Origin of the sequence: Nonomuraea sp. NPDC050547, from assembly GCF_044457345.1 — a bacterium.
Lineage (GTDB): Bacteria > Actinomycetota > Actinomycetes > Streptosporangiales > Streptosporangiaceae > Nonomuraea.
The window spans coordinates 343,120-353,822 of sequence record NZ_JBITGW010000009.1; the positions used below are offsets into that span (position 1 = coordinate 343,120).

Sequence of the window (10,703 nt, forward strand, 5' to 3'; positions counted from 1 at the left end):
GCTCTCGGGGAGCGGGATGGGTCCGGAAATTTCTGGAAACGGGTGTCGTCCGGTTGGGCGGTCCAGACCGTAGTACCGGTGATGGACACTTTCGCCGAGTACGTGATGACGCGGTCAGCGCGGCTGCGCCGTACCGCCTATGTGCTCACCGGCGACTGGGACACCGCGGACGACCTCGTCCAGACCGCTCTGGCCAAGGCGTGGACGGCCTGGCGGCGGATCGACGGCGACCCGGATCCCTACGTCTACCGCATCCTCACCCACACCCACGCCTCCTGGTGGCGGCGGAGGTGGCGGGGCGAGGTGCCGACCGAGCGGCTGCCCGAGATCCCGGGCGGCGACTTCTCGGCCGAGGCGGAGGAGAAGGCCGCGGTGTGGTCGGCGATCCGGGAGCTGTCGGGGCGGCAGCGCGCGGTGATCGTCCTGCACTACTTCGAGGAGTTGACGCTCCCGCAGTGCGCCCATGTGCTGGGTTGTTCGCTCGGCACCGTGAAGACGCAGCTCGGCAGGGCGCTGGCCAAGCTGCGCGTACATCCGGGCATCCGGTCCGAGGAGGCGGCGCGATGACGTTCACCGAGGACGACCTGCGGGCGCTGCTGGACGAGCGCACCGCACCCGCACCCGAAAGGGCGACAGACGTGACCCAGATCGTACGGCGGGGCCGCAGGATGCTGATGATCCGGTGGGGGATGAGCGCGGTGCTGGCGGGGGCCGCCGCGCTGGTCGCGTTCCTGCTGATCCCCGGGCAGAGCCCGAACCCGGATCCGGTCCCGGTGGCCGCCGCGACCCCCTCGGTGACGCCGTCGCGGACGGTCGAGCGGGAGCCTTCCCTCACTCTCGGCGGCAAGGACCGCTCCGACGGTCTCTACTCCGACAAGTCGGCCGTCGGCCACGACCTGAAACTCACCCCCAAGTCCTCCACCCTTGTGGTGCGGTGCGAGGAACCGGGCGCCTGGGTGGTGCTGTCGTTCAAGGGCGGGGCCGACAGGGACGGGGCCACGGCCCCGTGCGCCGGCCACGGGACCCGGTTCGAGGTGGCGGGGAAGGCCACGAGCGTGCGCGTCTGGGTGTTCCCGGCCAACGCCCCCGTGGTGGACCGGCCGCTCAAGGACTGCGTGCTGGCCGACAAGGAGAAGGGGCTCTGCGACGGCAGGTACGCCGCCGCCGAGCTCATCCGGTACGACGTCGCCCTCTCGCTCGCCGCCGACCTGGGCGTACAGGCCGGGGCCTGGTCGGCCGGGGTCTACGACCGGCCCTAGACCTTCCACGCCGGAGCCGCCTGCTCGGCGTACTCGGCGAAGTCGCGGGCCGGTCGGCCGAGGGCCTGCCGTACCCCGTCGGCGAGGTTTTCGTTACGGCCGTCGAGGACCTCGGCGAACAGCGCGTTGAGACCGTGGGCCTCGTCCTCGGGCACGCCGGCCGCGATGGCGCCGGCGGCGAACTCCTCCGGCGTGACCGAGACGTAGGTGACCTCGCGCCCGGTCGCGGCGCTGATCGTGGCGGCGGCCTCGGCGAAGCTGATCAGGCGGGGGCCGGTCAGCTCGTAGACCTTGCCGGCGTGGCCGTCCTGGGTCAGTGCCGCGGTGGCGACGTCCGCGATGTCCTCCACGTCGACGAAGGGCTCGGTGACCGCGCCGGCGGGCAGCGCGATGGTGCCGCTCAGCACCGGGTCCAGGAGCCAGCCCTCGTCGAAGTTCTGCATGAACCACGAGCAGCGCACGACCGTCGCCTCGACGCCGGCGCCGAGGACGACCTGCTCGGCCTCCTGGGCGAGTTCCTCGTTGCGGCCGGACAGCAGGACCAGCCTGCGCACGCCCGCCGTGACGGCGATCTCGGTGAAGGTGCGGATCCGGTCGAGCGCGCCGGGGAAGGCGAGGTCGGGGTAGTAGGTGATGTAGACGGCGTGGACGTCGCGGACGATGGGCGCCCAGGTGGAGTCGTCTTCCCAGTCGAACGCCGGGCGAGAGCCCTTGCGCACGTCGAGGCCCATCGCCTCAAGCCGCTCGACCACGCGGCGGCCGGTCTTGCCGTTGGAACCGAGAACCAGTGTCGTGTTGTTCGTCATGCCTCATAGTTAAGCGGCTGTGAATGAGACTGGACATGGTTGAAACGCGCCATTCCATATGCGATCGTCTCAACCATGGACCAGCTTGCCGCACTCCTCGACGGGCCACGTGCCCGGGGCGCTTTTCTGCTGCGTGCCCTCCTGGATCCGCCCTGGTCGATGCGGGTGGAGGACCAGGCGCCGCTCACCGTGGTGGGGGTGGTCAAGGGGCAGGCGTGGGTGGTGCCTGTCGGCGGCGGGCCCGTCCGGATCAGCCCCGGTGAGGTGGCGATCGTGCGCGGGCCGGACGAGTACGTCGTGGCCGATCAGCCGGACACCACACCCCAGATCATCATCGGGGCCGACCAGCACTGCACCACGCTGGACGGCGAATCGCTCTACCAGTCCATGGATCTGGGCGTGCGTACCTGGGGAAACAGCGCCGACGGCGACACCATCATGATCGTCGGGACCTACGCCATGGAGACCGAGGTCGGCAGACGGCTGCTGGAGGCGCTGCCGAAGCTCCTCGTGCTCCCGGGCGGGCCGCTGATCGGCCTGCTCGGCGCCGAGATGGTCCGCGACGAACCCGGCCAGGAAGCCGTGCTCGACCGGCTGCTCGACCTGCTGCTGATCTCCACGCTGCGCTCCTGGTTCGCCGACCACGAGGCGCCCGCCTGGTACCGCGCCCAGAGCGACCCGATCGTCGGCAAGGCCATGCGCATGCTCCACAACAACCCCGCCCACCCCTGGACCGTCGCCTCCCTGGCCGCCGAGGTCGGCGTCTCGCGGGCCTCGCTGGCCAGGCGCTTCACCGAACTCGTGGGCGAGCCGCCGATGGCCTTCCTCACCGACTGGCGCCTCGCCCTCGCCGCCGACCTGCTGCGCGAGCCCGGCGCCACCATCGGCTCCGTCGCCAGGAAGGTCGGCTACGGCAGCCCGTTCGCCCTCAGCACCGCCTTCAAACGGGTACGGGGCGTCAGTCCCCAGGAATACAAGGTCGGATGAAACCCCTGGTGCTCGTCGACATCGACGGCGTGCTCAACCCGCTCGGCCGGCCGTCCGCGGACTTCCGGCGCTACCGGTGCGTGCTCGAAGGCGAGACCTACACGGTCCACCTCAACCCGCGGCACGGCACCTGGCTGCTCGAACTGGCCGTGCGGGCCGGCGCCGAACTCGTGTGGGCGACCACCTGGGAACACCACGCCAACGAATGGATCGCCCCCCGCCTCGGGCTGCCCACCTTGCCGGTCATCCGGGTGGCCCAGGATCGTCCGAGCGAGGTGGGGGAGATGTTCAAGACGCCGCACGTGGCCGCGTACGTGCGGGGGCGGCCGTTCGTGTGGTTCGACGACCTGCTGTTCTCCGCCGACGAGCACTATCTCAGGGACCACCCGGACGTCGGCGACTTCTTCCTCGTCCAGGTCGACCCGAAAAGGGGACTGACCAGGCAACATTTCGACCTCGCCGCCGAATGGCTCACCCTGTCAGGGTTTTCTCAGGGTCCATAGTGGAACGCGAATCACCTGGTTGTCCGTTTTACCGGGTGAGTTCGCAACCAACGGAGGAGCGAGATGTACCGCTCGAAGGAGCACAGGATTCTGGCCGGCGTCTGCGGTGGCATCGCGGACAAGCTCGGCTGGTCGCCCACTGTCGTGAGGGCGCTGTGGCTGCTGCTGTCGCTGCTGCCCGGCCCCATGTGGGTGCTTTACATCATTCTCTGGATCGTCCTGCCCAACGGCCCGCGGAGCTACGCTCACTAGTATGAAGTCGCGCCCGCTCACGCTCATCCAGGACGATCTCGTCGGCTACGACGAGGCCATGGACCGCATGACCGACCTGGTCGGTCAACGGCAGAGAGACGAGCGGCGCGACACGCTGTGGTTGCTGAGCCACCCGATGGTCTTCACCGTCGGGCGGCGCACACCGCTGGAGCACCTGCCCGACCCCGCCCGCGGGGTGCCGGTCGTGGAGACCGGCCGTGGCGGCCAGCTGACCTACCACGGCCCCGGCCAGCTCGTCGGCTACGTGATCGTCAAGCTTGGTGAGGACGAGGGCATCGTCGACTACGTCCGCGAGGTGGAGCTCCGCCTCGTCGAGGCGCTGGGCAAGCTCGGCCTGCCCGCCGAGCGCCGCGACACCCCGCCCGGCCACGAGCTCCTGACCGGCGTCTGGACCAGTGAGACCAGCCGCAAGATCGCGTCGATCGGGATGCGGCAGAGCCGCGGCGTCACCAGCCACGGCTTCGCGCTCAACGTCGACGGCGACCTCGAACCCTGGCACTGGGCGGTGGCGTGCGGCATGCCGGACGTCGACATGACCTCGGTCAAGCGCGAGCTGGACGCCGCCACCATGACCGAGGTCCGCGAGATCGTCGCGACCGCCTTCGAGGCCTCCGCCTAGGGAGTGGGGACCTCGTCTCTTAAGGCGTGGGCACCTCGTCCACGGTACGGCGGGGCCCGGTGAACCAGCGCTTGGCCGACAACGTCCACCACAGGGCGATGCCCGCCAGCACCACGCCCACCGCGAGCGGCGCGTAGTTGACCGCCGTCCAGGTGAACTCGGCGTTGCCCGGGACCCCCTTCGGCGAGACCGGCATGATGAAGTAGATCGAGATCACGATGATCTCGATGATGGCGATCCAGTTCAGGACCTTGTACTTCGAGCCCAGCGTCCACGGTCCCGGCACGAACGCGGCGCCCTGCTTCAGCCGCAGCCAGATCGGGATCAGGAAGGCCAGGTAGAGGCCGATGACCGCGATCGAAACCACCGCGAGGAAAGCGACCGGCGCGGCCGTACCGGGAGGGGCCCACAGGGCCGGGAGCGTGATCAGCAGCGCCACGCCGCAGCCGGCGAGGATGGCGTTGACCGGGGTGCGGTTGTCGTTCACGCGTGACCACAGCCGCCAGCCGGGCACCGCGCCGTCCCGCGAGAACGCGTAGGTCATCCGCGACATCGAGGTCACGCAGCTCATCCCGCAGAAGAACTGGCCGAGCGTCGAGATCGCCAGGATCAGCGTCGCCGGAGCCCAGTCGAGCGCGGTCGTGAAGATCGTCGCCACCGCGCCGCCGCTCTCGTTGATCGCGTCCACGTCCGTGGCCGCGAACAGGAACGCCAGCAGTACGATCCAGCCGCCGATCGCCGAGTAGAAGATCGACTTCCAGAGCCCCTTGGCCGCCGACGTGGCCGCGCCGTGGGTCTCCTCCGAGACGTGCGCGCACGCGTCGAACCCGGTGATCGTGTACTGCGTCAGCAGGAAGCCCAGCGGCAGCACGTAGAACCAGAACGGCAGGCCGCCCGTCCCGTCGCCGAAGCCGGAGTTGTTGATCGTCTCGGTGAACACGAACGAGACCGACTGGTGCTGCTGCGGCAGGAACACCAGAAGCCCGACGACGACCGCGGCCCCCGCCACGTGCCACCAGACGGAGACGTTCTGCAGCACCGAGATCAGGCGATGGCTGTAGATGTTGATCAGCGCGTGGAGAATGAGGATCACCGCGAAGAAGCCGAACACCCTGGCCAGGCTCGGTTCCCAGGTGGGGAAGAACTGCGTGAGCGTGAGGTCGAGGAAGGTGGCGCAGCCGTAGTCGACCGAGGCGGTGACCGCGATCAGGCCCACCAGGTTCAGCCAGCCGGTGAACCAGCCGTGGATGGGTTTGCCCAGCTTGGTCGCCCACCAGTAGATGCCGCCCGCCGTCGGATAGGCGGAGACGAGCTCAGACATGCAGAAGCCGATGATCAGGATGAAAATCGAGATCAGAGGCCAGCCCCAGGAGATGGCGACCGGGCCGCCGTTGTTCCAGGCTTGGTAGAAGGTGGTGAAGCAGCCGGCGAGGATGGAGATGATCGAGAAGGAGATGGCGAAATTGGAGAAACCGCTCCAGGTTCGTGCGAGTTCCTGCTTGTAACCCAGCTCGGCGAGTCGTTTGGAATCCTCATCCACAGTCATGTGGTCTCCTCGGGGGGTTCTTTGGTCTACCTCTAGACCAATTCGTTCCTCCGATCAAGCGGTTACACGAGAGTTTCAAGGTAGTAAGAGATCCTCTTGGTATTTCGCCCCCATACGAGGCTCTCCAAAGGTGCTCCGCTGCGCTCCGTACGTCCTGCCCGTCTCCACCCGACAGGCTCGGTCCAGCCGTGGTGCGCGCTTCGCGCGGTGGGGCAAGGCTGTGTTGTCCAGTCGAGCCGAGCCTCAACCTCCGGAGTCGAAGCCCATGCCCGGAGGTCGCCCCGTTGGGCGCCAGGGCGGGGTCACCCGGTCCGTCGCGGCGCGCCGACGTACCTGGTCAGAGTTCAGGGGAGAGGGGCCCCGGTCTTCCCGGTCACGAGTTCGCCGTCCCGCAGAGAGGCCGGTTCGAGGGCGTCGTCCTCGTAGAAGCGCAGGTGCAGGGAGAGGTCGAACGCCGACTCGCGCACCCTCCGGTCAAGCCATCGGATGAATTGCGTCGCCAGGTCGAAGTCGTCCGCGTGGATCTCCTGGCGCGAGGTCAACGCCCATCCGGGGCGTCGTTCCTCGGGGCCGCGACGCTCGAGCGCCGAGAAGAGCACTCCGCGGATCCTGGCGGCGGCCCCGCGCTGGGCCAGCGCGGGGAGTCGTACCGCCGCCCAATAACCTTCCCCGCTCGCCGCGACCCGGGGATCGTCAGGGTCGCCGACGAACTCGGCGGGGAAATCGGTCACGATGGTGAACGCCTCAGGCTCCGGCCCGAGCCCAAGGTGCCATCGGAGTTCGGCCACTTCGGTTTCTGAGAGGTCATCGGGAAGATCGGCTGTCACCAGCAGTTCGTACAAGTCCGCCATGGCTGGACATCTTCACATATGCGGCTCCGACGGGAGGCGGTGATCTAGCATCCGGGCATGCTCGTCGTCCTCGTGAACGGCCTGCCCGGCTCGGGCAAGACCACGTTGGCCCAAGCGCTGGCCGGTGCTCTCGCGCTGCCTCTTCTCAGCAAGGACCGGGTGAAGGAGACGCTGGCCGACGTGCTCGGCGCCGCCCCGCCCGGCTCATCCCGAGCCGAGTGGAGTCGCAGGCTCGGTAAGGCCGCCGGTGAGACCCTCTGGACTCTGCTGGCCGATGCGTGCGGCGGTGCCGTACTGGAGAGTCCTTGGTTGCGGGATCTTCGTCCGGTGGTCGTGGACGGGTTGCGGCGGGCGGGTGTGGCGGCTTCTCAGGAGGTCTGGTGTGACGTTCCCCCGGATCTTGCCCTGCGCCGGTATCGGGCGCGTGCCGGGCGGCACCCGATTCATCTTGACTCCCGGGTGGACGATGAGCTCTGGCGTCATTGGGTACGGCAGGCGGAACCGCTCGCGCTCGGGCCTGTGCATCGGGTGGACACCACGGGTCCGGTTGACGTCGCGGCTCTGGCTGGCCGGGTGACGGCGGCCCGCGTCAGGTGATCGCGTCCACCAGGGCGTGGCAGAACGCCTTGAGGTCGTCGGGTTTGCGGCTGGTGATGAGGGTGCTCGGGGCGTCGGTGTCCACCACGATCTCCTTGTCGACCCAGGTGGCTCCGGCGTTGCGCAGGTCTGTTCGCAGGCTGGGCCAGGAGGTGAGGGTGCGGTCGCGGACCACGCCGGCTTCTATGAGGGTCCATGGCGCGTGGCAGATGGCCGCCACCGGCTTGCCGCTGTCGAAGAAGCCGCGGACGAAGTCGACGGCCCGCGGGACCGTGCGCAGGAGGTCGGGGTTGGCCACGCCGCCGGGGAGTACGAGGGCGTCGAAGTCGGCGGCGCTCACCTCGTCGACGGTGGCGTCCACGGCGAAGACGTCGCCCTTGTCGAGGTGGTTGAAGCCCTGGATGGAGCCGGAGGTGGTGGAGATCAGGCGCGGGGTGCCGCCGGCTTGCTTGACGGCCTTCCAGGGGTCGAGCAGTTCGATCTGCTCTACGCCTTCAGGGGCTGCGAGGAATGCGATCATCTTTCCCTGCATGGTGACTTCTCCCTTTTTGGGCCCCCTTTCCGGGTGTGGTGGAGATATGCGTGAGGGCGATCAGCGCGTACCCGGCAGTGAGGAACACGGCGCTGAATCCCAGCCCCGCCAGCACATAGTCGAAGAAGCCGATCTCGGTCAGGCGCAGATGGCGGCGGGCCATTCTGACCGGTAGATCCGGGGCGGTGAGCAACACCAGCACCGCGTATCCCAGGGGGAAGGCCAGCCACTTGAACGGGTCGGCCCAGCCGGGGCGGCGGGTGTGCGTGAAGGCGGTCCAGTCGACCAGGACCATCAGCGGCGTGACCCCGTGGAGCAGCAGGTTACGGGCGGACTGGGGCAGGGGGAGGGCGAAGAAGGCGACGACTCCGGTCACGACCAGATAGAGGGTGACCGCGCCGCGGACGGAGGGGCCGCCTTCGCGGCGGGCGGCCAGGAGCCACAGGTAGTAGGCGGCCAGCACGGTGTTGCTCTGCACCGTGAACGTCACCCAGGGATCGCGTAGTTCGACGAGTGCGAGTGCGACTCCGGTGAGTGCGGCGGCCACCAGCAGGATTCGCCATAAGGTACGCATGAACACCGGCCTTAGCGTCGCGCAATTCGGCGGATCGGTACAACCAATGGCCCGGCACTCACGCGTCGGCCCCGCCTCCTGAAGGCGCGCGGCGGAGGATGAGGTGATGGGCCGCCGCGGCCAGGGTGGCGCCGGCGGCGTACCAGAAGAGGTCGGGTGGGTTGAAGGTGCTGCCGAGGAGCGGGCGCAGGAGCGCGGGGATGCCGGCGAGCTGGGTGAACTCGATGACCCAGCTCACCCCGCAGGCCAGCAGGCTGGCGATCCACGGGCGCACGTGCGGGCGGATGAAGACGATCACCAGGTAGATCAGCACGGTGTAGAGGGCGTCGCCGGAGTACTTGGCGAAGGGGCCGGAGAACAGCGCGCGTACGCCCAGTCCCGCGGCCACGGTGACGGCGGCGAGTACTGCGGTGGGCAGGCGGGACATTCCCCAGAGCCTAAATGGCTTCGACCGGGGCGCGCCCGGCTGGCTAGCATCAATGCACGTGAGCGCGACGATGGTAGTGAAGAACCTGGCCGCCGGGCACGGGGAGCGGGTGTTGTTCTCCGGGCTCGACCTGGTGGCGGGTCCTGGTGACGTGATCGGGCTGGTCGGCGCCAACGGCGCGGGCAAGTCGACGTTGCTGCGGATGCTCGCCGGGATCGACGCGCCGGAGGAGGGCGAGATACGGCTGAGCCCGGCCACGGCCGTCGTCGGCCACCTGCCGCAGGAGCCGGAGCGCCGGCCGGGGGAGACGGTCAGGGCGTTCCTGGCCAGGCGTACGGGCGTGACCAAGGCGCAGAAGGACCTCGACGAGGCCACTCAGGCCATCGTCGAGGAGGCCGCGGGTGCCGACGACCTCTACAGCGTCGCCCTGGAGCGCTGGTTGTCGCTGGGCGGCGCGGATCTGGACGAGCGGGCCGAGGAAGTGGCCGCCGAGCTGGGGCTGAAGGTCGATCTGGATCAGCCCATGACGACGCTGTCCGGCGGGCAGGCGGCTCGGGCCGGGCTGGCGTCCCTGCTGCTCAGCCGGTATGACCTGTTCCTGCTCGACGAGCCCACCAACGACCTCGACCTCGACGGGCTCGACCGGCTGGAGACGTTCGTGCGGGGGCTGCGGGCGGGCACCGTGGTGGTCTCGCACGACCGTGAGTTCCTGGCCAGGACCGTGACGAAGGTGCTGGAGCTGGACCTGGCCCAGCAGCAGGTCAACCTGTACGGGGGCGGCTACCAGGCCTATCTGGACGAGCGCGAGGTGGCCCGCAGGCATGCGCGCGAGCAGTACGAGGAGTATGCCGACACCCGCGCCGGGCTGGAGGCCCGCGCGCGCACGCAGCGGGCGTGGATGGAGAAGGGCGTCAAGAACGCCCGCCGCAAGATGCCCGACAACGACAAGATCGGACGCAACGCCCGCATCGAGACCACGGAGAAGCAGGCGGCGAAGGCCAAGCAGACCGAGAAGATGATCGAGCGCCTGGACGTCGTGGAGGAGCCGCGCAAGGAGTGGGAGCTGCGGATGGAGATCGCCGTCGCTCCCCGCGCGGGCGCCGTCGTGGCCACGGTACGCCAGGGCGTGGTCCGGCGGGGCGGCTTCACCCTGGGCCCGGTCGACCTGGAGATCGGCTGGGCGGAGCGCGTGGCGATCACCGGGGCCAACGGCTCGGGCAAGACCACGTTGCTCGGCGCGCTGCTCGGCCGTGTTCCCCTGGACGAGGGTCACGCGGCGCTGGGTCCCGGCGTCGTGGTCGGTGAGGTGGACCAGGCCAGAGGGCTGTTCGTGGGTGAGGAACCGCTGATCGACGCCTTCACCCGCGAGGCCGGGCTGGTTCCGGGTGAGGCGCGTACGCTGCTGGCCAAGTTCGGGCTGCGGGCGGGGCATGTTCCGCGCGCCGCCGCGACGCTCTCACCCGGCGAGCGGACCCGCGCGGCGCTGGCGCTTCTGCAGGCCAGGGGCGTCAACCTGCTGGTGCTCGACGAGCCCACGAACCACCTCGACCTGCCGGCGATCGAGCAGCTGGAGTCGGCGCTGGCGAGCTACCCCGGCACACTGCTGCTGGTGACCCATGACCGGCGCATGCTGGAGGCCGTGCAGGTGGATCGCCATCTCAAGGTCGACGCCGGGCAGGTCTTTGAAAATTAACACCGCTCCAGGAAACGAGAATGAAACAATTTTCCG

Annotated in this window: 14 protein-coding genes; 8 read left to right on the forward strand and 6 right to left on the reverse strand. The window is 69.0% G+C overall.

Going from position 1 to position 10,703, the window contains the following annotated elements; genetic code table 11:
• Nucleotides 1–81: 81 nt before the first annotated feature.
• Both ACIBHY_RS24340 and ACIBHY_RS24345 read left to right on the forward strand, forming a co-directional pair.
• Nucleotides 82–567, forward strand: coding sequence for a SigE family RNA polymerase sigma factor (locus tag ACIBHY_RS24340; protein ID WP_397248033.1), 486 nt, complete (start codon nt 82–84; stop codon nt 565–567).
• A complete protein-coding gene (locus ACIBHY_RS24345) occupies nt 564–1,259 on the forward strand; it encodes a hypothetical protein (protein WP_397307755.1) in 696 nt (231 codons plus the stop codon). The genes ACIBHY_RS24340 and ACIBHY_RS24345 overlap by 4 nt, the downstream gene beginning before the upstream one ends.
• On the opposite strand, the gene ACIBHY_RS24350 is transcribed toward ACIBHY_RS24345, so the two are convergent.
• Entirely contained in the window at nt 1,256–2,065 is an 810-nt protein-coding gene (locus ACIBHY_RS24350) for an NmrA family NAD(P)-binding protein (protein ID WP_397307756.1), read from the reverse strand. The two genes, ACIBHY_RS24345 and ACIBHY_RS24350, sit on opposite strands and share 4 nt — an antisense overlap.
• Nucleotides 2,066–2,140: 75 nt before the next feature.
• On the opposite strand from ACIBHY_RS24350, the gene ACIBHY_RS24355 reads away from it, so the two are divergent.
• From ACIBHY_RS24355 to lipB, 4 genes are all read left to right on the forward strand, one after another.
• Nucleotides 2,141–3,052 (forward strand): AraC family transcriptional regulator, encoded by a 912-nt coding sequence (locus tag ACIBHY_RS24355; RefSeq protein ID WP_397247890.1) that lies wholly within the window; start codon nt 2,141–2,143, stop codon nt 3,050–3,052.
• Entirely contained in the window at nt 3,049–3,555 is a 507-nt protein-coding gene (locus ACIBHY_RS24360; RefSeq protein ID WP_379615233.1) for an HAD domain-containing protein, read from the forward strand. The genes ACIBHY_RS24355 and ACIBHY_RS24360 overlap by 4 nt, the downstream gene beginning before the upstream one ends.
• Nucleotides 3,556–3,618: 63 nt before the next feature.
• Nucleotides 3,619–3,807, forward strand: a complete 189-nt coding sequence (locus tag ACIBHY_RS24365; protein WP_379615231.1) for a PspC domain-containing protein — start codon at nt 3,619–3,621, stop codon at nt 3,805–3,807.
• A 1-nt stretch (nt 3,808) separates the two neighbouring features.
• A complete protein-coding gene (gene lipB / locus ACIBHY_RS24370) occupies nt 3,809–4,447 on the forward strand; it encodes a lipoyl(octanoyl) transferase LipB (protein ID WP_397247892.1) in 639 nt (212 codons plus the stop codon).
• A 19-nt stretch (nt 4,448–4,466) separates the two neighbouring features.
• On the opposite strand, the gene ACIBHY_RS24375 is transcribed toward lipB, so the two are convergent.
• Together ACIBHY_RS24375 and ACIBHY_RS24380 are read right to left on the reverse strand one after the other, a co-directional pair.
• Complete coding sequence (locus ACIBHY_RS24375) at nt 4,467–5,993, reverse strand: amino acid permease (protein ID WP_397307757.1); 1,527 nt, start codon at nt 5,991–5,993, stop codon at nt 4,467–4,469.
• A 344-nt stretch (nt 5,994–6,337) separates the two neighbouring features.
• Nucleotides 6,338–6,844 carry a hypothetical protein gene (locus ACIBHY_RS24380; RefSeq protein ID WP_397307758.1) on the reverse strand — a complete coding sequence of 169 codons (507 nt, stop codon included), beginning with the start codon at nt 6,842–6,844 and terminating at the stop codon, nt 6,338–6,340.
• A gap of 57 nt (nt 6,845–6,901) precedes the next feature.
• Here ACIBHY_RS24380 and ACIBHY_RS24385 point away from each other — a divergent pair, with 57 nt between their 5' ends.
• A complete protein-coding gene (locus tag ACIBHY_RS24385) occupies nt 6,902–7,441 on the forward strand; it encodes an AAA family ATPase (protein WP_397247898.1) in 540 nt (179 codons plus the stop codon).
• Here the strand turns inward: ACIBHY_RS24385 and ACIBHY_RS24390 are convergent.
• Genes ACIBHY_RS24390 through ACIBHY_RS24400 form a run of 3 tightly spaced genes read right to left on the reverse strand, consistent with a single transcriptional unit; the run spans nt 7,434 to nt 8,974 of the window.
• Nucleotides 7,434–7,961 carry a type 1 glutamine amidotransferase domain-containing protein gene (locus ACIBHY_RS24390; protein WP_397247900.1) on the reverse strand — a complete coding sequence of 176 codons (528 nt, stop codon included), beginning with the start codon at nt 7,959–7,961 and terminating at the stop codon, nt 7,434–7,436. The two genes, ACIBHY_RS24385 and ACIBHY_RS24390, sit on opposite strands and share 8 nt — an antisense overlap.
• Nucleotides 7,936–8,547 carry a Pr6Pr family membrane protein gene (locus ACIBHY_RS24395; RefSeq protein WP_397307759.1) on the reverse strand — a complete coding sequence of 204 codons (612 nt, stop codon included), beginning with the start codon at nt 8,545–8,547 and terminating at the stop codon, nt 7,936–7,938. Before ACIBHY_RS24395 ends, ACIBHY_RS24390 begins: the two co-directional genes overlap by 26 nt.
• A gap of 58 nt (nt 8,548–8,605) precedes the next feature.
• Nucleotides 8,606–8,974 (reverse strand): DUF2809 domain-containing protein, encoded by a 369-nt coding sequence (locus tag ACIBHY_RS24400; RefSeq protein ID WP_397307760.1) that lies wholly within the window; start codon nt 8,972–8,974, stop codon nt 8,606–8,608.
• Between the two features lie 58 nt (nt 8,975–9,032).
• On the opposite strand from ACIBHY_RS24400, the gene ACIBHY_RS24405 reads away from it, so the two are divergent.
• A complete protein-coding gene (locus ACIBHY_RS24405) occupies nt 9,033–10,667 on the forward strand; it encodes an ABC-F family ATP-binding cassette domain-containing protein (protein WP_397247906.1) in 1,635 nt (544 codons plus the stop codon).
• Nucleotides 10,668–10,703: the final 36 nt, after the last annotated feature.